Annotated in this window: 17 protein-coding genes; 10 read left to right on the top strand and 7 right to left on the bottom strand. The window is 68.7% G+C overall.

From position 1 onward, the window contains the following. Positions 1-20: 20 nt before the first annotated feature. Both AC30PD_RS10470 and AC30PD_RS10465 read right to left on the bottom strand, forming a co-directional pair. Positions 21-3,320 carry an ATP-binding protein gene (locus tag AC30PD_RS10470; protein ID WP_489535605.1) on the bottom strand — a complete coding sequence of 1,100 codons (3,300 nt, stop codon included), beginning with the start codon at positions 3,318-3,320 and terminating at the stop codon, positions 21-23. Between the two features lie 36 nt (positions 3,321-3,356). Next, on the bottom strand, positions 3,357-3,701 hold the full coding sequence (locus tag AC30PD_RS10465; protein ID WP_489535604.1) for a hypothetical protein: 345 nt from the start codon (positions 3,699-3,701) through the stop codon (positions 3,357-3,359). 187 nt (positions 3,702-3,888) lie between these two features. Between AC30PD_RS10465 and AC30PD_RS10460 the strand changes: the two genes are divergently transcribed. Beyond that, positions 3,889-4,506: a Crp/Fnr family transcriptional regulator gene (locus tag AC30PD_RS10460; RefSeq protein ID WP_489535603.1), complete on the top strand. Its 618-nt coding sequence runs from the start codon at positions 3,889-3,891 to the stop codon at positions 4,504-4,506. A 23-nt stretch (positions 4,507-4,529) separates the two neighbouring features. On the opposite strand, the gene AC30PD_RS10455 is transcribed toward AC30PD_RS10460, so the two are convergent. The 4 genes from AC30PD_RS10455 to AC30PD_RS10440 form a co-directional block, all read right to left on the bottom strand. Then, entirely contained in the window at positions 4,530-4,883 is a 354-nt protein-coding gene (locus AC30PD_RS10455) for a DOPA 4,5-dioxygenase family protein (protein WP_489535602.1), read from the bottom strand. A gap of 295 nt (positions 4,884-5,178) precedes the next feature. Then, positions 5,179-5,310, bottom strand: a complete 132-nt coding sequence (locus AC30PD_RS10450) for a hypothetical protein (protein WP_489535601.1) — start codon at positions 5,308-5,310, stop codon at positions 5,179-5,181. Between the two features lie 27 nt (positions 5,311-5,337). Next, positions 5,338-6,381, bottom strand: a complete 1,044-nt coding sequence (locus tag AC30PD_RS10445) for a fatty acid desaturase (protein WP_489535600.1) — start codon at positions 6,379-6,381, stop codon at positions 5,338-5,340. 5 nt (positions 6,382-6,386) lie between these two features. After that, entirely contained in the window at positions 6,387-7,010 is a 624-nt protein-coding gene (locus AC30PD_RS10440) for an OmpW/AlkL family protein (protein WP_489535599.1), read from the bottom strand. A gap of 192 nt (positions 7,011-7,202) precedes the next feature. Between AC30PD_RS10440 and AC30PD_RS10435 the strand changes: the two genes are divergently transcribed. Further along, on the top strand, positions 7,203-7,706 hold the full coding sequence (locus AC30PD_RS10435; protein ID WP_489535598.1) for a hemerythrin domain-containing protein: 504 nt from the start codon (positions 7,203-7,205) through the stop codon (positions 7,704-7,706). Positions 7,707-8,025: 319 nt separating this feature from the next. Here AC30PD_RS10435 and AC30PD_RS10430 read toward each other — a convergent pair whose 3' ends face one another. Further along, positions 8,026-8,775 carry a transporter gene (locus AC30PD_RS10430; protein ID WP_489535597.1) on the bottom strand — a complete coding sequence of 250 codons (750 nt, stop codon included), beginning with the start codon at positions 8,773-8,775 and terminating at the stop codon, positions 8,026-8,028. Positions 8,776-9,110: 335 nt separating this feature from the next. On the opposite strand from AC30PD_RS10430, the gene flgG reads away from it, so the two are divergent. The 8 genes from flgG to AC30PD_RS10390 all read left to right on the top strand — a co-directional run. Further along, positions 9,111-9,893, top strand: a complete 783-nt coding sequence (flgG, locus tag AC30PD_RS10425; RefSeq protein ID WP_489535596.1) for a flagellar basal-body rod protein FlgG — start codon at positions 9,111-9,113, stop codon at positions 9,891-9,893. A gap of 8 nt (positions 9,894-9,901) precedes the next feature. Then, entirely contained in the window at positions 9,902-10,606 is a 705-nt protein-coding gene (locus tag AC30PD_RS10420; protein WP_489535595.1) for a flagellar basal body L-ring protein FlgH, read from the top strand. 39 nt (positions 10,607-10,645) lie between these two features. Continuing rightward, positions 10,646-11,803: a flagellar basal body P-ring protein FlgI gene (locus tag AC30PD_RS10415; RefSeq protein ID WP_489535594.1), complete on the top strand. Its 1,158-nt coding sequence runs from the start codon at positions 10,646-10,648 to the stop codon at positions 11,801-11,803. 31 nt (positions 11,804-11,834) lie between these two features. Next, a complete protein-coding gene (flgJ, locus tag AC30PD_RS10410; protein WP_489535593.1) occupies positions 11,835-12,695 on the top strand; it encodes a flagellar assembly peptidoglycan hydrolase FlgJ in 861 nt (286 codons plus the stop codon). A gap of 27 nt (positions 12,696-12,722) precedes the next feature. Beyond that, positions 12,723-14,660 (top strand): flagellar hook-associated protein FlgK, encoded by a 1,938-nt coding sequence (gene flgK / locus AC30PD_RS10405; RefSeq protein ID WP_489535592.1) that lies wholly within the window; start codon positions 12,723-12,725, stop codon positions 14,658-14,660. A gap of 43 nt (positions 14,661-14,703) precedes the next feature. After that, positions 14,704-15,906, top strand: coding sequence for a flagellar hook-associated protein FlgL (flgL, locus tag AC30PD_RS10400; RefSeq protein ID WP_489535591.1), 1,203 nt, complete (start codon positions 14,704-14,706; stop codon positions 15,904-15,906). Between the two features lie 28 nt (positions 15,907-15,934). Next, positions 15,935-17,146 carry an EAL and HDOD domain-containing protein gene (locus AC30PD_RS10395; protein ID WP_489535590.1) on the top strand — a complete coding sequence of 404 codons (1,212 nt, stop codon included), beginning with the start codon at positions 15,935-15,937 and terminating at the stop codon, positions 17,144-17,146. Beyond that, positions 17,143-20,090 (top strand): PAS domain S-box protein (locus tag AC30PD_RS10390; RefSeq protein WP_489535589.1); only part of this gene is annotated, 2,948 nt, incomplete at its 3' end. The genes AC30PD_RS10395 and AC30PD_RS10390, both read left to right, overlap by 4 nt.

The raw sequence follows: 20,090 nt of genomic DNA, 5'->3' as shown, positions 1-20,090 counted from the left end.
GTGCCGTGCGAGACGAGGGTTCAGGCCGGCGCCTGCTGATCGCCGCGCCGCTGGTAGGCGGCCACGACGCCGCGAAAATCGGTCAGCGTCTGGATCAGGCGCTCGCGGTCGGCGGGGCCGGTGAGGTCGGCGGCGCTGGCCTGCACGTCGGCGTGCAGTTGTTCGAGCAAGGGGGCGGCGCGGGCATCGCCCAGCGCTTCGAGCACCTGCTGGCAGATCCAGCGCGGGTGGATCTTCTTGGCGGGATGAAACGCCGCGAGTTCGCCGTCGAGCCGGTCGAGCAATGCGTGCACCGCCGGCCGGGCCACTTCGGGCCGGCCGAGCAGAAGCTCGCAGCGCGCGGCATGCGCCGCGACCGCAATGGCCGACAGCGGATCGGACAAGCTCTGGTGCAAGGCCTGCGCCTCGGCACAACAGCGCGAGGCGGTCTCTGCGTCGCCTTGTCTCAGGTGCAGGTCGGCCAGGGGCTGGAGCGTGTACGCAACGAGGCGCCGGTCGCCGATGGCGCGAAGGATCGTCAGGCTGTCTTCGTACCAGCGGATCGCCGTGGCGTGGTCGCCCTGCGCCGCGGCACTTCTGCCCAGCGAAGCCAGCGCCCAGCCCACGCCACTCTGCACCCCCGCAGCGAGCGTGACCGTGTGCATGCGCTCGGCCCACGCACGCGACTCGTCCCACTGCCCGACGGAGGCCGCGATGTCGGTCAGCGCGCTCAGTGCGTTGATCTGCAGGCGCGGCGCGCCCAGTGCCTCGCCACGCGACACCACTGCGGTGAGCGCGCTGCGCGCTTCGTCGAAACGGCAACACCGTATGGCGATCTTCCCCTGCAGGGTCAGCAACTGGGCTTCGACCTTGGCCCGGTTGCGCTCGGCCGGCACTTTGGCGGCCCATTCCATGCCGATCTCGATGTGCCGGGCCGTGACGCTCTCGTCGGCTTCGGCCCGCATGGACAACCACGCCAACTGGCATTGCGACTCTGCGGCCGATTCGGCGGCGCCGCAGCGCTCGGCCTGTTCGAAGGTCTGCTGGGCGAGCCGCACCGAACCGGCCATGTCGCCGAGGTGGTCGGCCAGCAAGGCCATGGCCATGGACAAGCGGGCTTGGCAGGCGCCGTCGGGTTCGCGCTCGAGCAGCGTGGCCATTTCGGCATGCAGCGCTTTCTGGGTGGCGCGCTCGCCCGCGGCGTCGGCGATTCTTTCGAGCCGCGCCAGCAGATCGAAGCGGCGCAGTGGCTGCGAGGCCCCCAGCAGGCCCAGCGCTCGCCGTGTCCACGACACCGCCGCAGTGTTCGCAAAACGCGCTTTCGCTTCTTCGCCGGCCTGCTCGAAGCAGTCGACGGCGAGAGCCACCTCGCCAGCGCGCTCGGCGTGCTCGCCGGTCATCGCCAGAAACTCTGCGCCGCGCCCCTTGGTGCGCTCGGCGAGCCAGCGCGCCGCGGCGCCGTGGCCCAGGACGCGCTCGGCCTTGAGCAGCGTGTCGTAGGTGACCTGGTGCAGCAGGTGGTGGTCGAACTGGCGCTCGGTGGTGCCTTCGAAGTCGCTCGCCTCGTGCGCACGTACGAAAGCGGCGCGCTCGAGCGCGGGAAGGGCTCGCGTCGCCTTGTCGTCCAGTGACTGAAGCGCATCGTCCCAGAACACATGCCCGATCACGCTGGCCTGGCGGGCGGCGAGGCGTTCGTGCGCGGGCAATGCGTCGAGTCGCGCCTGCAACAAACCGACCAGCGTGCCCGGCAAGCGCACGCCCTGCAGGCGTTCCGCGTGAGTCGTCCAGTGGGGCTCGCCGACCATGATGACCGCGTCATCGATGAGCCGGCGCACCAGCTCTTCCATGTAGTACGGGTTGCCTTCGGCCTGGCCGACGATGAGCGCTGTGAGCTGGGCTGGCACCTCTGCCATGCGCTGCAACAAGGCCCGCGCCAACTCGTCGCTCTGAGCTGCGGCCAGTGCGGCCAGCGGCACCAGCGTGTCTGGCGCGCCCCAGCCGGGCCGGCGCTGCAGCAGCGCCGGCCGGCCGGTCATGATCAGCGCCATCGGCAGCTCGGCGGCATGCGCCAGCCAGTCTTGCAGCAGATCGAGCGAGCCGTCGTCGGCCCAGTGCAGGTCTTCGACGAGCAGCAGCGGCAGCGCCCCTTGCGTCGCCACGGCACGAAGGTAGCCACGCACGGCAGCGAAGGCCTGGTCGCGCAGCGCGCGCGGGTCGAGGCCCTGCACGTGCGGGCTGTCGCCGAAGTCCAGCCCCGACAGCTGCCCGATGAGTTGGGCCTGCCGTGCGCCACGCTCTGCGAACCACGGGCTCAGACCCTCGACCACCTTGTGGCGAGCCGACGCTGCGCTGTCGGTGTCGGCCACGCCGAACTGCACGGCCAGCAGGCTTCGCAACATGCCCCAGGGCCGCAACATGCCGTCGGGTTGCGAGCGCACGGCGATCACCTCGCAGCCCTTCGAGCCCGCCACCAGTTCGCGCAGCATGCGGCTCTTGCCGAGGCCCGCTTCGCCCACGAGCGTGAACGCCTGCAACTGCTGCGTTTCGCGTGCACGTGCCACCGCGCCCAGCAGGCGCTGCAGTTCGGCATCGCGGCCCACCATCGGGGTGCTCAGGCCTTGCACGCCGCGTTCGACACCAGCGACGTGGCGGTCGAGCGCCGCGCGCACCAGGTAGGTCTGCAGGGGCGCGTCCACACCTTTGACCATCAGCGGTGGCTGGGGCTCGATCGTGAACAGGCCGCGCACCTGGTTCCAGGTGTCGTGGCTGATGCGCAGCGTGCCGGGCGGCGCGCTCTGTTCCATGCGTGCGGCGATGTTCACGGCCGCGCCGCCGGCGCTGTTGTCGGCCTCGACGCCCGCACCGAGCGCCACGTCGCCGGTGTGCACGCCCACCCGCACCGCGAAGTCGGCGACGCCGCTCAGGCGCAGCGCTTCGTCGGCCTGCTCGCGCCCGGCTTGCAGGATGGCGAGGCCGGCACGCACCGCGCGCTCGGCATCGTCTTCGCGCGACGCGTCCATGCCGAACGCGGCCTTCACGCCGTTGCCGTTGAAGCGCAGCACCCGGCCCTGGTGCGCCAGCACGATCTCGGCCATGCGCCGCAGAGAGCGGCCCATCGTGTCGTCGGCCTCCGGGTCTTGCGCCACCGCGGCGGAGCCGACCACGTCGGCGAAGAGCACGGTGATCTGGCGCCGCTTCAGTCCGGCGGGCGGCAGCAGGCCGGCAAGGCGCGCGCGCAGCGGAGCCACGGCCAGCTCGAGCACGGCGTCGCCCAGTGTGTCGCGCTGTCCTTCCAGCGCCGCGATGGCGGCGCGCAGCGACTCGATCTCGGTGTCATTCATGCCGTACTGCGTGCATGGGTGGGTGTGCAGCCGAGTCTAGGGCTTGGGATAGACGTGCCCGACCATGGTGGGCATCGGCTGCCGCGCGAGTTGCGCCCAGGCCGTCAACTGATCCTGCGTGGTGTCCCAGTCGCGGCCGAACAGCGCCGGGCCGTGCAGGTACATCCACAAGGCCATTTCGGCCGAGGGCGCGTGCCCGGCATCGGCCAGGCGGATGAAGCGCCCATAGGCCTCGGGGAAGCGCGCCTGGCGGAACGAGGCCACGGCATTGGCGTGCAGGCGTTCGCTGACGCTCGGGGCCGGCTGCGCGAACGCAGCAGGCGCATGGCTGGCCAGCACAAGCAAGCCAGCAGAAATCCATTTGAAGGCGGTGGTCGACATGAGGTGATCTCCTGAACGGGTGGGGGTGCTGCCATCGGCGTGGCCTGGTGCAGGGCTGAAGGCATGTTCACGCATGAACGCGCACGCCGGCACGGCGAGTTCAATAGTGAACAGGCGGCCCGCGCGCGCCGCTACAGTCGCTGCATGGAACGCGCCCCAGGCGCGCCGACGAGCAAGGGCAGCAAGGGTGGAACAAGCAGACGAGATCCTGGCCGAGCTGGCCAAGCTGGGCGAGACGCGCACCTGGGAGCCCGGTGCCGCCGTCGTCACCGAAGGCGACGAGGCCGACTGCATGTACATCGTGCACGCCGGTGAACTGCGCGCGGTGGTGGCCGGCGAAGGCGGGCGCAACGTGGAGCTGAACACGCTCGGCGCGGGAGATGTCTTCGGCGAGCTGATGCTGAGCGGCGCGCGACGGGCTGCCACCGTGGAGGTGACGCAACGCGCGCAGCTCACCCGCGTGACGCGGGCCGAAGTCGAGCGTGTGCTGGCTTCGCGCCCCGACCTCGCCTTTCACCTGATCCAGCGCATGGTGCAGCGCGTGCGCACGCTCACGCACACCGTGAGCCGCCTGGCCTCGGTCGACGTTTACGGCCGCTTGGTCGGCCTGTTCGAGGCGCTCGCGGTCGACGTGGAGGGGCAGCGTTTCGTGCCCGGGCCGCTGAGCCAGGCGCGCATCGCCGAGCGGCTGGGCGCATCGCGCGCGATGGTCAACCGCCTGCTGCAAGACCTGACGCGGGGTGGCTACATCGAGGTTTCGCGCGGCCGCATCGTGCTGCTGCGCGAGCTGCCGCGGCGCTGGTGAGGCGTCCGCGAGGCGCCAGAAAGTCAGCTGACCAGCGCCGCGAGGTTGAGCGTGTGCGAGCGGCCCAGCCAGAGCGCAGAGTCGCGGTGGTCACGCAACGCGTCGCCAGTGTTGGGGTGCACGAACACGTCAAGTGCGCCATGGTTCAACGCGAGCCAGCCCACCACGTGGGCGAAGTGCCCCGCCGCGAACGCGAGCTGGTAGCTCCACATCGGGTGCGGGCCGACGGGCTTCTCGTGAAAGCGGCCCATCTCGATCCGGCCTGCCAACGCTGTTTCGATGATGGCCCGCAGGGCCCGGGCCGCATCGCGGCTGGTGGCGCCGAAGTACACGTGGGCATGCCAGCTGCTGATGGTGGAAGGGTCGAGGGTTGGCATGGCTGCTCCTTGGTGCAAGCGCCGACGCCAGGGGCGGGCGGCGGGCGGCGGGCGGGAAGCACAGACTTCGGGTTCGGGATGGCCCGGTGTTGTGCCCATCGTGGTGACGTTTTCGGTCAGTTTGAGTGCGTGGGGTGAGTGTGGCAAGTTGGATCGAGTCTGAATGCCCACCGAACGGCAGCGTTCGAACGTGAGCGGGCCGTCCACCTTCGCATCCGGCGTCGGCCTGCTGACGTTCATTCCCGACAGAACCTCAACCCCGAGGCCACTGGCTTGAGCGAACGCAGGTACGCGATCAGCGCCCCATCTTGGCATCACCGATGTTCTTGTCGAACCCGAAGGCCCTTGGCGGCCGGTACGGCTTGCCGTTGCGGTCGACGCCTTCGCGCCGGTCGCTGCAGTCGTCGCGCCGGTACGCTTTCTGCACGGTCGGGTCGAACGCTGCGGCGACCGGTCAGGCTGCAGCGCCAACGGCGCGCCGTCCGGCAAAGTCCGTCCAGCGGCGCGCCTCGAAGTCGTAGAGCTTGCAGTGCCGCGCGGTCTCGGCATACCACCGCCACGAGAAAGGCTGCACCACGATCGCGCCCGCCAGCCGGGTCTCGAGCAACGCCTGCGCGCGCTTCAACCGGTACAGCGGCACGCTCATGTCGACGTGGTGCGCGGTGTGCTCCATGATGTGGTGCAACAGCGTGCCCATCGCCGACCTGAACGTCAGGTGCACGGTGGTCGAGACGAACGGTTGCGAGGCCGACCAGGCCGCCTTGTCCTCGTACCATGCGACGCCCGGGTGCGTGTGGTGCACGTAGACGACGAAGCCGATCATGCCGTTCCAGACGATGAACGGCAGCACGAAGCCCACCGCCAGCAGCCACGCGACCGACTGGCCGGTCGCGGCGGCCGCGGCAACGAGCGCCGCAATCCACGCGAGCGCGAACGCCGAGACCAGCACGCAGTCCCACATGAAGACGGCACGCCGTGTCGGCATCGTCGCGCGGCTCGGAAAGAACATGCGCCGCCACCAGATCTCGACCAGGTAGTACAGCCACGGCGCCCAGCCGCTTCGGTAGACGCGCTCGAGCCCGCGCCGCCAGCGCGGCATCGCGCGAAACTCGGCCAGCGACAGCGGCTGCCAGACGAAGTCGAAGCCGCGCAGGTTGGTGTAGCCGTGGTGGACGACGTTGTGCCCCACCTCCCACAGGCTGTAGGGCGTCAGCGATGGCAGGAACACGAGGCGCCCGAGCCAGCGGTTCAGGCCTCGGTGCGGCGTGAAGCTCTGGTGGCAGGCGTCGTGGCCGAGGATGAACAGACGGCTGATCACGAGCCCGGCGGCGACGCCCGCGATCGCCTGCAGCGGCACGCTGCGCGCCAGGACTGCAGAGGCGAGGCAGGCCGCGAACAGGAGCACGTCCGCCACCACGAGGGCGAGTGCGAGCGCCGTGCTGCGCGCCGCGAGCGGCGCGAGCCACGACCGGATGACTTTGCGGTGCGGGATTGCCATCGGCTTCAGAAGCGCCATCCGATGCCGACGCCGAGCAGCCACGGGTCGACCTTGAAGGTGCCGACCTGGGTGCCCGCCGAACTCACGTCGGTGCGGATCTGCACCTTCTTCACGTCGACGTTGAAGTACGTGTTCTTCATGAACTCGTAGTCGAATCCAGCCTGCAGCGCGAGGCCGAAGCTGTTCTTGCTCAGGCTCGGCTGCAGCGCCGTCTGCACCGCCGGATCGAATCTCACGCTCGAAAAGCGCGTGTAGTTCAGCCCCGCGCCGACATAGGGCTTGAACGTGCCCAGCGTCGTGAGGTGGTACTGCGCGGTGAGCGTTGGCGGCAGGTGCTTCAGCGAGCCGATGTCGGTGCCGCCCGAGCGGATCGTCTGCTTCTGCGGGTAGGTCAGCACCAGCTCGACGGCCCAGTTCGGCGTGACGAAGTACGAGAAGTCGATCTCGGGGATCACCTTGTCGTTGATCGACAGATCGAGCCCGGTCGAATCGTTGTTGGCGCTGCGCAGATCGACAGCGCGCACGCGCACCAGCCAGGGCGCGTCCTGCGCCTGCGAGGCGAGCGGCAACGCTGCGCCGGCCGCCAATGCCAGGGCCATCGCGGCGCGATGGAAACGGGGGGTTCTCATGATCGGATCCTGTCGTGTGTTGACGAATGCTTGTTGACGACAGCGATTTCAGCGCGGCGCGCAGGCGCGCATGTTGCGCCGCGTCAAAGGTTGGTCGCGTGTGTCGCGCCTTCGACATATGACGGAGATCAAGGACGGCGGGTGCCTGCCCATTGCACGATGCGTCGACCCGACAATTGAAGGATCGATCCGATGAACCGACTGACATGGTCCGATGCGCTTTCGCTGAGTCTGCCGGAGATGGACGAGACGCACCGCGAGTTCGTCGAGATGCTCGCCGCGGTGAGCGACGCGCCCGACGACCGGCTGCTCGCCGCATGGGCCGCGCTGGTCGATCACACCGACCGGCACTTCGCGCAGGAGGACGAGTGGATGCGCCAGGCGCGCTTTGCCTCTGGCAACTGCCATTCGACGCAGCACAAGGTCGTGTTGGTCGTGATGCGCGAAGGGCTCGCCCTTGGCACCCAGGGCCGGCTCGATCCGATACGGCAGATGGCGAGCGAACTGGTGGACTGGTTTCCGAAGCACGCGCAAACGATGGATGCCGCACTCGCGCTGCACCTGCGCGGCATCGGATTCGATGCCGCCACCGGAGCCCTCGCCCGACCCGGTCTCCTGCCCGCGCAACCGATCACCGGCTGCGGGTCGGCCTCCTGCTCGCCGGCGGTCGCTGCGAGCGAGCTCCAGGGCGCCTGAGCCTGCGCTCTCGCGCCGGCAGCTCGCTTGAGCCGGGGGCGTCAGGCGATCCGTGCGTCGCCACGTGTTCCCGACCGAACGTCACCCTGAAGATCAACGCGCACCCGAGCTTTCTCGCCCGGCCGGCGGTGGGGTCCACCATCGTCAAGTCACCTGGCGCCAATACGGCTTCGCGGCCGTCCAGCTTCACACGCCAACGACTTTCTGTGTTGCCGAGCAGGTAAAAAGAAACTGTCGCGGCTGTGGGCGATGCCACGCGAGGTGCGCGCAACTTGCCCTGGATGGTGAGTTTGGGCGTCATGGTGTGTCGGTCAAGTTCTCAGAACCGCACGGAGGCGCCGAGCCCCCAGGCGAGACGGGGCGTCTCGTGGGTCAGGCCGCGAGCGAGCGACAGATCGAATTGCAACGTGTCGTTGACGAGGTGCGTGATGCCGGTGTCGAAGGTCACGACCGACCCGCCGTTCGCCGTCAAGGCGAGTTGCTGGCCGGCCAGTTCGACATAGCTGCGCCAGGCCGGTGTCCAGGCCTTGCCCACGGTGATGGCCAGGATGCCGGCGGCAAAGCGTTTGCCGGCCTCGTTGTTGCTGGCCGCGATGCCTGGCATCACGCCCACGGACAGGTCGTTCGGCAGGTCCCATTCGGCGACGAAGCGCAGCGACGGCCTCCAGCCCTGCGCGCGAAACGGCGCGCTGCCGGTGTCGCCATCGAGGTGGAAGAGCCAGGCCATGCCGGGCAGGCCCTTCGCTTCATCGCCGTCGGCCATGTGCCACTTGAGGCCGATCGATGCGTCGGCCCAGCCGCGTTTGCGAGTCTGCAAGCCGCTCGAATCTTCGGCGCGCGAAGTCGTTCGCCCATCGGTGTCGATGCGAAATTCCAGCGACTCACTGACGCCAAAGCGCAACAGCGTCGGTGAGGTGCGGGTCCGGGACTTGGCGCCTTCGGCCGTGTCGCGCTCCGACTGGACGCCGAACTCGATTTGAAACCGTCCCGGGCCGACAACATCGCTCGATTCGACGAAGTCCGGCCGGTCGGTCGAGATGGCATCGGCGGCGAACGCGTCGCTTTGCAAGAGCGACAAAAGAAGGGCGGTTGCCGGCAGGCGGATTGGGATTGAGCGCAAGGAAAGACTCCAGAGCAGTGAACCGTGGAGACCATCTCCGTGCGCTGTTTATCTGCCTGGCTCCCTTCGACTTGAGCGAGATCTCGCACGGGCCGATCCAGGCGACTGAACATCCTGCGCGTCGAAGCAGACCACAACGGCAAGCCGCCACCCGCAAAGCATCTCAACCCGAACGCCGACGGCAACCCCATCAAAAGAAAAGAAGCCCCCCAACCCCGCTCTTTTCAACGCATCCACCCCGCCACCGGCCCGACATCATCGGCACCATTGACCGGAGCCCCACCATGATGCGTTCCCTGTGGATTTCGAAGACCGGCATGGAGGCCCAGCAGACCCAGCTGGACACCATCGCCCACAACCTGGCCAACGCCTCGACCAACGGCTACAAGCGTTCGCATGCCGTGTTCGAAGACCTGATGTACCAGAACCTGCGCCAGGCCGGCGCCAACAGCAGCGACCAGACCACGCTGCCCACCGGCTTGCAGGTGGGCCTGGGCACCCGCGCCGTGGCCACCTCGCGCAGCTTCAGCCAGGGCAACCTGCAGCAGAGCAGTGGCCCGCTCGACGTGGCGGTGAGCGGCCAGGGCTTCTTCGAGATCCAAATGCCCGACGGCACCACCGGCTTCACGCGCGACGGCTCGTTCCAGGTCAACGCCACCGGCCAGCTCGTCACCAACAACGGCTACACCGTGCAGCCCGGCATCACCATCCCGGCCACCGCGCAAAGCGTGACGATCGGCTCCGACGGCACCGTGAGCGTGGTGTTGCCGGGCCAGGCCGCGCCGCAGAGCGTGGGCCGCCTCACGCTCACCAGTTTCATCAACCCGGCCGGGCTCGACCCGAAAGGGCAGAACATCTACACCGAGACCGCGGCCTCGGGCACGCCCAACACCGGCACGGCCGGGCAGAACGGGCTGGGCCTGATCCAGCAGGGGTTTGTCGAGACCTCGAACGTCAATGTGGTCGAAGAGCTGGTGGGCATGATCCAGACGCAGCGTGCCTACGAGTTGAATTCGAAGGCGATCAAGACCTCCGACGAAATGTTGCAGCGCCTGTCGCAGATCTGATGAGGTCGATGATGATCATGATGATGAACCACAACAGTCACCGCTTCACCCTGCTCGTGTGCGCGCTGGCCCTGGCTGGCTGCGAGATCCTCAACGCCCGCCCGCCGGTCGACATCGCGCAGCCCACGTCGGCGCGGCCGGCGCCCGTGGTGGCCCAGCCCGCTCCGAACAACGGTTCGATCTTTCAGTCGGGCCAGTACCGCCCGCTGTTCGAAGACCACCGCGCGCGGCTGGTGGGCGACATGATCACGGTGCAGATCGTCGAGAAAGTCAGCGCCACGCAGAAGAGCACGAGCTCCATCGACAAGAGCGGTGGCCTGTCGGGCGGCATCACCGCGCTGCCGGGCATTTCGGCGAACTCGTTCACGCCGGCGCGCGCCAGCGTGGGCGCCAACGCGAGCAACACTTTCGCCGGCAAGGGCAGCACCGAGAACAGCAACGACTTCTCGGGCACGATCACCGCCACCGTGGTCGAAGTGCTGCCCAACGGCCACCTCATCATCGCCGGCGAAAAGCAGATCGGCGTGAACCACAACGTCGACGTGCTGCGCTTTTCGGGGCAGGTCGACCCACGCGCCATCGTCAGCGGCAACAGCGTGCCCTCGGCGCAGATCGCCAACGTGCGCATCGAGCAGCGCGGCCGCGGCGCCCAGGCCGACGCGCAGGGAATTGGCTGGTTGGGGCGCTTCTTTTTGAGCGTTCTGCCGGTTTAAGTCTCTTCAGAATCGGGAACATCAACGGATGCTCCCACCATGCTCACCCCCTTTTCCGACCCCTCGGCCAGTGCCACCGACAAGCTGATCCGCGCACTCATCGTGCTCGCCACGCTGATGGCCAGTGCCGCGCTGTGGTGGCCGGCACCGGCCCACGCCATGCGCCTGAAAGAAGTGGCCAGCGTGCAGGGTGTGCGCACCAACCAGTTGATCGGCTACGGCCTGGTCGTCGGCCTCGACGGCACAGGCGACCAGACCACCTCGGCCCCGTTCACGCAGCAAAGCCTGAACGCGCTGCTGCAGCAAATGGGCGTGAGCCTGCCGCCAGGCACCAGCATGCAGCTCAAGAACGTGGCGGCGGTGATGGTCACCGCACAGTTGCCACCCTTCGCGCAGCCGGGCCAGCAGATCGACGTGAACGTCTCGTCGCTCGGCAATTCCAAGTCGCTGCGCGGCGGCATGCTGATCGCCACGCCGCTGAAAGGCGCCGACGGCCAGATCTATGCGCTGGCCCAGGGCAACCTGATCGTCGGCGGCGCGGGCGCTTCGGCCGCCGGCTCGAAGGTGCAGATCAACCACCTGAGCGCGGGCCGCGTGCCCGAAGGCGCCACGGTCGAGCGTGCGGTGCCCACGCCGCTCAACCAGGGCGACACGCTGCAGCTCGACCTCAATTCCAGCGACTACAACACCGCCCGCGAAGTGGCCCGCATCATCAACAAGAAGATGGGCGACGGCACGGCGCAGGCGCTCGACGGCCGGGTGGTGCGCGTGCGCATGCCCGAAGGCTCCGACGCGCGGGTGAGCTTTCTCGCCGAGATCGAGAACCTGCCGATCGAGCTGGCTGCGGCCAGCGCCAAGATCGTCATCAACGCACGCACCGGCTCGGTGGTCGTGAACCAGAACGTCACGCTCAACGCCTGCGCGGTGGCGCACGGCAGCCTGTCGGTCACGATCAGCACCTCGCCCGTCATCAGCCAGCCCGGCGCCTTGTCGGGCGGCGGCACGGTGGCGAAAGAAAAGGCCGACATCACGATCAAGCAGGACCCCGGCTCGCTGATCCAATTGCCCGCCGGCACCAAGCTCGCCGACGTGGTGAAAGCGCTCAACTCGCTCGGCGCCACGCCGCAAGACCTGCTGGCGATCCTGCAGGCAATGAAGACGGCGGGCGCCTTGAACGCCGAGATCGAGGTCATCTGACATGGGCATCTCGCGCTTGCTACCCAGCGGCATGGACGCCAGCGCCTCGCTCGACGCGCTGCGCGACCCGGCGGCCAATGCGCTGAAAGCGCGCGCCGCCAGCGACCCGAAGGCGGCCATCAAGATGGCCGCCAAGCAGTTCGAGGCGCTCTTCATGCAGCAGCTGATGAAGAGCATGCGCGAAGCGACCATGTCGTCGGGCATGCTCGACAACGCCGGCACGCAGATGGGCACCGAGATGCTCGACACCCAGTTCGCGAACCAGATGACCGGCCTGAAAGGCGGGCTGAGCGAGGTGATCATGCGCCAGCTCGAACGCCAGATGAACGGTGCCCCGGCGCCAGCGCTGGCCGTGCCCGCGGCGGGCGCTGCCGGTGCGCCGCAGCGCAGCGAGCCGGCCGCGGCCGACAAGCTCAGCAGCGCGCAGAGCGAGTTCGTGCGCGCCCACACGCAAGCGGCCAGAGCCGCCGAAGCGGAAACCGGCATCCCGGCCACCTTCATGGTGGCGCAGGCGGCGCACGAGTCGGGCTGGGGAAAGCAGCAGATCCGCAACGCCGATGGTTCGAGCGCGAACAACCTGTTCGGCATCAAGGCCGGCCCCGGCTGGAAGGGCGCCACCACCTCGATCACCACCACCGAAGTGGTCGACGGCCAGGCCCGCAAGGTGGTCGCGAAGTTTCGTGCCTACGCGAACGCCGAAGCCTCGTTCAAGGACTACGCGCAGCTGATGAAAGACAACCCGCGATACGCCGCCGTGGTGGCCGCCGGCAACAACGCCGACGGCTTTGCGCAAGGCCTGCAACGGGCCGGCTACGCCACCGACCCGGCCTACGCCGACAAGCTCACGCGCGTGATCAACACCACCTTGCGGCTGCAACGGGCGAGTGCCTGAAGCGGCTGACGAACAGATTCAACATCCATGAGTGGACTTCTTTCGGTCGGCAAGTCGGCGATGTTCGCGAACTACGCGGCCTTGCAGACCACCGGCAACAACATCGCCAACGCCAACACCGCGGGTTATTCGCGCCAGAGCGTGCAGCTGGCCGACGCGGCAGGGCAGTTCACGGGCGCGGGCTTCTTCGGCAAGGGCGTGAACGTGGTGACGGTGCAGCGCGCCTACAACGAGCTGCTGACGACCCAGGCCGGCGCCGCCAATTCGGTGGCCGCCGCCGACAGCGCGCGGCTCGACAAGCTGAAGCAGCTCGAAGGCGTGTTCCCGATCGGCAGCAACGGCCTCGGCGCCGCAGCGGGCAACCTGCTCAATTCTTTTGTCGACATCTCGAGCAACCCCACCGATTCTTCGGCGCGCCAGGTGGCACTGAGCGCAGCGCAGGAACTGGCCTCGCGCTTTCGCAACGCCGGCGAACAGCTCACTTCGCTGCAGGGCGGCGTGATGCTCGACATGCGCTCGGCCGTCACCGCCGTCAATTCGCTGGCGCAGCAGGTGGGCCGGCTCAACGAACAGATCAGCGCGCTCAAGGGCACCGGCCAGCCGCCGAACAACCTGCTCGACGAGCGCGACCGCGTCATCAGCGACATCGGCAAGCTCATCAACGTGACCACGCAGCCGGCCGAAGACGGCAGCCTCGGCGTGTTCATCGGCGCCGGCCAGAACCTGGTGCTCGGCAACGTGGTGAACTCGCTGAAGGTCGTGGCCGACACCTTCGACCCGGCCAAGGCGCAGGTGGCGCTGCGCGACGGCGCAAGCGACCGCATGATCCCGGCGTCGTCGTTCTCCGGCGGCACGATCTCGGGCCTGCTGCGCTTTCAGAACGAAGACCTGAGCGAGGCCACGCGCCTGCTTGGCCAGATGGCCACCGCGGTGAGCGGTGCGCTGAACAAACAACAGTCGCTCGGGCTCGACCTGGGGCAGCCGGCTGGCCGCGGCGCGCCGATCCTGGCGACCAGCGATGCGCGTGTCTTGGCATCAACGGCCAATGCCGGCAACGCCCAGGTGAGCGCGTCCGTGAACGACCCCGCACAGGTGCAGGCCAGCGACTACGAGCTGCTGTTCGACGGCGCCAACTACAGCATCACACGCCAGCCCGAGGGCCAGGCCGTGACCGGCAGCCCGTTCACGCCGGCGCTGCTCGCGGCCGGCGTCAACATCGACGGCTTGACGATCCGCTTGAACGCTGGCACCGCGCAGACGGGCGACCGTTTTCTCGTGCAGCCGGCGGCCACCGCGGCGCAGAACATGCGGCTCGTGTTGACCGACCCGCGCGGCCTGGCGGCAGCGTCACCTTTCACCGGCAGTGCCGGTGTCGACAACCGCGGCACCGCCACGGTCGCTTCGGTGTTGGCCACGGGCGCAGCGAACGTGCCCAATCTTTCGGCCGACTTCGTGTTCACTTCGGACACCGGCAACTACAACTGGACGCTCGACGACGGCACGACCGTGACCACCGGCACCGGCACCTGGACGGCAGGGTCGCCGATGACGCTCGGCGGGTTTGCGATGAGCCTCGACGGCGTGCCTCGCAGCGGCGACACGCTGCGCGTGGCCTCGACCGTCTCGCCGGCCGGCAACAACGGCAACGCGCTGGCGTTCGTGAAGCTCGGCGAGACCGCGCTCGTCGGCCGCAGCGCCACGCAGACCGGCATGAACATCACCGACGCCTACGCCAGCGCGCTGGCGAGCGTGGGCGTGCGGGTGCAGGGCGGCAGCATGGCAGCAAAGATCTCGTCGGTGCTGGCCGACGACGCCGAAACGGCACGCTCGAACGAGGTCGGCGTGAACCTCGACGAAGAAGCGGCGCGGCTGATCCAGTTCCAGCAGAGTTACCAGGCCGCGGCCAAGATCCTGCAGGTCGCGCAGACCATCTTCCAGACCCTGTTGCAGACCGGCGGCGCCTGACGCGCGCGGCCGTAGGACGCCCTGAGCAGAGAGATTCATCACCATGCGCATCAGCACTTCCAACGCGTACAACCAGTCGATCGACGCGCTGCAGGACCGGCAGGCCGCGCTCATCAAGGCCAACGAGCAGATGACCACGGGGAAGCGCGTGAACCGCGCCGGCGACGACCCGGCCGCGGCCGCGCGCGCCGAACGTGCACTCGCCAGCGAAGCCCGAATCACCGCTAGCCAGCGCGCCGTGGACGCGAGCAACAACGCCGTCACCCTGACCGAAGGTGCGCTGGGCGACGCCGAAGGGCTGCTGCAGCAGGCGCGCGAGCACCTCGTGGCGGCCGGCAACGCCACCTACAACGACGCCAACCGCGCGATCCTGGCCGACCACCTGAGCGCGATCCGCAACCAGCTGTTCGCGGTGGCGAACCGCGACGACGGTGCCGGCAACCACCTGTTCGCCGGCCAGGCCGTCGACCAGCGGCCTTTCGTCGATGCCGGCGGCGGCGTGCAGTACCAGGGCGGCGAAGGTGCGGCATTGGCCGGCTCCGGCGAAACGCTGCCGCTCAGCATGGACGGGCAGGGCCCGTGGATGCGTGCGCGCACCGGCAACGGTGTGTTCGAGACCCGACCCACCACCGCCACCGGCACCGCGTGGATCGACAGCGGGCGTGTCACCAACCCGAGCGCGCTCACCTCGTCGACCTACAGCATCCAGTTCAGCGTGGCCGCCGGCGTGACCACCTATTCGGTGCTGAAAGACGGCCTGGCCACGGCGCAGACCAACGTGGCCTTCACGCCAGGCCAGTCGCAGGCGATCCAGGTCGACGGCATGAGCGCCAGCATCACCGGCGCGCCGGCCAACGGCGACGCATTCGAGCTGCGCCCGGCGAGCAGCAGCCTGAGCGTGTTCGATGCGCTCGACCAGGCCATCGCCGACCTGAAGACACCTTCGCGCAGCGCCACCCAGATCGCGCAGAGCAATTCCAGCAACCTGTCGAACCTCGACGCCGTGCTCGGGCAGATCCAGGGCGGGCGGGCGCAGATGGGCACGGCGATGAACCGCGTCGAGGCCGTGACCGGGCGCCTGGCGTCGCAGAAGCTCGCCGCCACGACGGAACGCACGAATGCCGAGTCGCTCGACCTGACCGAGGCGATTTCGGACTTCAAGAACCAGGAGACCGGCTACGATGCAGCGCTGAAAGCGTATGCGATGGTGCAGCGCCTGTCGCTGTTCAACTACGTGAACGGCTGAGCCAACCTCCAACCACCGGGGAACGTTCTTGAGTGACCCTGCCATCCTGGGCCAGATCGCCCTCGGCTACTCGCCCTTCATCGACCGCAACCGTGCGGTCTCGGCCACCCGCCTCACGGTGTTCCCGTTGCGCCCCGACGCCGAGCTCGACGTGGCGCAACTGCTGCACGCGGTGGGCAGCGTCTGGCCGGCCAGTGGAGCACGGGTCTCGCTCAACATCGTCAGCGAAAGCCTGCTGCAGGAACTGCTGAAGTCTCAGCCCTCGGCCAACCTGATGGTCGAGGTGCCGGCCTTCATGGCCGCCGACCCGGCGAATTCGCAGGCCATCACCACGCTGCACGCGAGCGGCAGCACGCTGCTGATCAAGGGCCGGCCGCTGAAAGAATTGCCGCGCGAAGTGCTGCCTTGTTTCAAGTACTCGATCATCGACCTGTCCGACGAACGCCGGGTTCCCGACAGCAGTGCGCCGCCGGGCGTGACCCGCAGCATCCTGCACGTGCAATCGGGTGTGCGCACGATCGCCGACATGGAGACGAGCTTCGCGCGCGGCGCCGAAGCGGTGCTCGGCTGGCCCATCGACGACGCCGTGGTCACGAGCGGCAAGGCCGCTGCCGGCGGCAAGCAGGTGGCCGCGCCGGGCATGCAGGTGATCATGGAACTGATCCACCGCGTCGACAAGGAAGAGCCGATCGAAAAGCTCGAGAACACGCTCAAGCGCGACCCGCCACTCGCTTTCAAGCTGCTGCGCTACATCAACTCGCCGGCCTTCGGCCTGCGGGTCGAGATCAGCTCGTTCCGTCACGCGATCATGATGCTGGGCTACAAGCGCCTGAAGCGCTGGCTCGCACTCTTGCTGGCGACCGCGAGCAAAGAGGTCAACCTGAAGCCGGTGATGTTCGCGGCGGTGCGCCGCGGCCTGCTGATGGAAGAACTGGCGCGTGGCACGGGCGATGAAGAAACCCGCAACGAGGTCTTCATCTGCGGGGTGTTCTCGCTGCTCGACCGCATGTTCCAGCAGCCCTTCGAAGAACTGCTCAGCACGATCCCTGTGCCCGAGCGCGTTTACCAGGCACTGGTCGAACACGCCGGACCCTACGAGCCCTACATGAACGTGGTGCGTGCGATCGAAAGCGAATCGCTGTTCGACTTCCGCGAGGCCGCCGACAATCTGATGATGAGCGTGAGTGAAATCAACCGTGCCCAGCTGCGGGCACTGATGGCGGCCAGCGAGATCGAGTGACACCTGCGCAGACGTGGTCGAGCGCGCCGGGTTGGCGCGACTTCTTCGACCTGCTGTCGGACGCCGTCGTGGTGTTCGACCCGCAGGCGCGCGTGGTCATGCTCAACACCGCGGCACTGCGGCTCCTGCCCTGCGAGGCCGGCGCGTCGCTCGACCAGCTGAAGCCAGCGTTGGGCAGCGCCGCGACCCAGTGGCTCAAGCGCTCGGCGATGGGTTCTTTCCCTGGCACGGCCGCGCCGCTGGCGCGCCTGGCCGACGGCCGCAGCGCCACGATGGCCTGGCGCCGGCTCGATGCCCAACATTCGGTGCTGCGCCTGTCGCCCACGGTGGCACCTGCCACCGAGCCCGCGCCGGGCGTGCCCAACGTGGCCAGCGTGCGTGAGGCGCTCGCGCTGTTCTGGGAGTCGCCTTTTCCCGCGTCGCTGCAAGGCCCCGACTTTCGCCTGATCGACGTGAACCAGGCGATGCTCGACTACACGGGCTTTGCGCGCGAGCAGATGATCGGGCAAGACCCGCAGGCGCTGATGCCGCCCGAAGACCAGGAGGCTTACGCGGCGCGGCGCGAGCGCCTGCAGGCCAGCCCGGTCGACGTGAACGAGCCCGGCCTGAAAGACGCCCGCCTGTTCGACGCCAGCGGTCGCGAGCGGCGCTACCGCGTGGCGCGGCGCACCTTGCGCGGCGACGATGGCCGGCCGCTGTACCTGGCGGTGCTGCAAGACGCGACCGCTGAACACCTGGCGAGCGAGCGTGCCGACCGCTCGCTGCGCGAGCTCGACGACTGGTTCGACCTGAGCCCGGTGGGCATGGTGCTGTTCGACGGCAGCGGCCTGCTGCTGCGCACCAACCCGGCCTTCGACACGCTGGCCGGCGCGGTGCCGGTGGCACTGGCCGAGGCACCCGCCGGCCTGCAGCAACTGCTGGCCTGGGACGAAGGCGGTGTGTCGGCGCAACTGCTCGCGGGGCCGACCGCCCTGCAGCGCCAGGGTTCATTGAAGGCGGGTCGTGGCGCGCCGCGCTTGTTGCGCTCGGTCGTGCGCGGCTACAACACCTCGGGCGGCCAACGCCGCTACATGGCGGTGGTCGAAGACCGCAGCGTCGAAGAAGAACGCGACCTGGCGCAAATGCAGATCGGCGCGCTGATGGACACGGCCGGTGTGGGCCTGGCCACGTTCCAGGACTCGGGCTGGGTGCCGCAGGGGCGCGCCCCGCGCAGCGAACACGCCGGCTCGGCGGCGCTCGAGTCGATCGGGCGCGACATCGTGGCGGCCGAGTCGCTGCCCGAGTTCGAGAAACTCCAGATCGCCTTGCGCCGGGCCCAGCGGGCCGAAGTGCGCTACGCGATCGACCACCCCGAGCTCGGCCGGCGCTGGCTGCTCACGCGGGTGGAGCCGGCCACGCTCGCGTCGGGCAAACGCACCACCTCGGTCGTCACGCTCGACATCACCGAACAGCACCAGAGCCAGCTGCGCGGCGAACAGCTGCTGCACGAGCTGAGCACGATTCTCGAGAGCACGACCGCCGGCATCGCCTACCTTCGGGGCGACGCGCTGCAACGCTGCAACCGGCGCTTCGAGCTGATGCTCGGCTGGCCCGAAGGCGCGGCGCTCGGGCTCGGGGTGCAGGCGCTGTTCGCCCGCAACACGCAGGCCGCGCGCATCGCTGCCGATGCCGCGGCCGCGCTGGCCGAGAGCCCGATCTTCGAGACGGAATTCGACGTGCCCGCTGCCGGCGCCGACATGCCGCCGCGCTGGTACTCGCTCTCGTTGCGGCGCACCGTGGCAGCCGATGGCGAAACCGAGACCGTCGCGGTGCTGTCCGACGTGACGCGGCTCAAGACCCAGCAGAGCGAGCTGGAGATCCTGGCGCGCGACCGCGAACTGATGTTCAGCCTCTCGGGCGTGGGCATCGCTTTCATCCGCGGCCGCCGCATCCAGCGCGCCAACCAGGCGCTGGCCCACCTCGCCGGCTGCACGGTCGAGGAGCTGTCGATGCTCGACATCGCCGCGTTGTTCGCCGACCGCGTCGACTTCGAGCATTTCTGGCCCCAGGAAGAAGCCGAACTGCGCCAGCATGGCCGCTGGACCGGTGAGCGCCAACTGCGCCTGCGCGACGGCCGTCTGCGCTGGGTGCAGGTGAGCAAGCGGCTGGTCACGCAAGGCGACGTGGCCGGCGGCATCATCGCTTCGTACGTCGACGTCGACGCGCGCCACCGCGCCGAGCGCGCCGTGGCCTTGCAGGCCGACCGCACCCGCTCGATCCTCGACTCGGCGCTGGTCGGCATCGTGACCGTCGGACCGCAGGGCATCGAGTGGATGAACCGCTCGGCGCGGCGCATGTTCGCCGGCGAGCTGGCCGACTTCGTGAACCTGCCGATCTCGACCGTGGCGACACCCGAGCCCGACCACCCGTTCCGCCGCACGCAGTACCTGACCGAGCTCGTCGAAGGCCAGGCGCAGACCTTCGAGTGCCGCGTGCTGGCGCGCGACGGGCGCGAGTTCTGGGTCGTGGGCAACGCGGTCTCGACCGAACGCGAATCCACCGGCCGGCAGCTCACCTACGCCTTGCTCGACATCGAACGCCGGCGCCTCGCCGAAGCGCGGGTGACCGAAGCGCAGGCTTCGCTGCAACGCATCATCGAGGCGGCTCCGCTGGCGATCACGCTGTACGACGCGCACACGCTGAAGATCGTGCAGATCAACGAGGTGGCGGCGCGTGCCACCGGCCACACGCCGCCACAACTCATCGGCGCCGCGCCCGAAGACATCGTGACCCCCGAGTTCGCGCAGGCGCTGCGGCGTGACATGGGCCACGCACTCGGCTCCACCGAGGTGACCACGCGCGAATACCCGGTGCTGATCGACGGCGAAGACACGGTCTGGGACGCGCGTTACCTGCCGCTGGCCGCCGGCCCGGGCCGTGCGCCCGACCAGCTGCTGCTGGTGGC

Origin of the sequence: Rhizobacter sp. (assembly GCF_032229685.1) — a bacterium.
In the GTDB taxonomy this organism is placed as follows: Bacteria; Pseudomonadota; Gammaproteobacteria; order Burkholderiales; family Burkholderiaceae_C; genus LMDS01.
The sequence above is the reverse complement of the archived record's forward strand: the minus strand, read 5'-3'. Positions and strand labels throughout refer to the sequence as shown.

What these genes read in the sequence shown, in the direction of transcription:
- flgG (WP_489535596.1), top strand. Translation starts at nt 9,111, where the DNA reads ATGATGCGTTCCCTGTGGATTTCGAAGACCGGCATGGAGGCCCAGCAG.
- flgK (WP_489535592.1), top strand. Translation starts at nt 12,723, where the DNA reads ATGAGTGGACTTCTTTCGGTCGGCAAGTCGGCGATGTTCGCGAACTAC.
- AC30PD_RS10435 (WP_489535598.1), top strand. Translation starts at nt 7,203, where the DNA reads ATGAACCGACTGACATGGTCCGATGCGCTTTCGCTGAGTCTGCCGGAG.
- AC30PD_RS10415 (WP_489535594.1), top strand. Translation starts at nt 10,646, where the DNA reads ATGCTCACCCCCTTTTCCGACCCCTCGGCCAGTGCCACCGACAAGCTG.
- AC30PD_RS10440 (WP_489535599.1), bottom strand. Translation starts at nt 7,010, where the DNA reads ATGAGAACCCCCCGTTTCCATCGCGCCGCGATGGCCCTGGCATTGGCG.
- AC30PD_RS10465 (WP_489535604.1), bottom strand. Translation starts at nt 3,701, where the DNA reads ATGTCGACCACCGCCTTCAAATGGATTTCTGCTGGCTTGCTTGTGCTG.
- flgL (WP_489535591.1), top strand. Translation starts at nt 14,704, where the DNA reads ATGCGCATCAGCACTTCCAACGCGTACAACCAGTCGATCGACGCGCTG.
- AC30PD_RS10445 (WP_489535600.1), bottom strand. Translation starts at nt 6,381, where the DNA reads ATGGCAATCCCGCACCGCAAAGTCATCCGGTCGTGGCTCGCGCCGCTC.
- AC30PD_RS10420 (WP_489535595.1), top strand. Translation starts at nt 9,902, where the DNA reads ATGATGATCATGATGATGAACCACAACAGTCACCGCTTCACCCTGCTC.
- AC30PD_RS10470 (WP_489535605.1), bottom strand. Translation starts at nt 3,320, where the DNA reads ATGAATGACACCGAGATCGAGTCGCTGCGCGCCGCCATCGCGGCGCTG.
- AC30PD_RS10455 (WP_489535602.1), bottom strand. Translation starts at nt 4,883, where the DNA reads ATGCCAACCCTCGACCCTTCCACCATCAGCAGCTGGCATGCCCACGTG.
- flgJ (WP_489535593.1), top strand. Translation starts at nt 11,835, where the DNA reads ATGGACGCCAGCGCCTCGCTCGACGCGCTGCGCGACCCGGCGGCCAAT.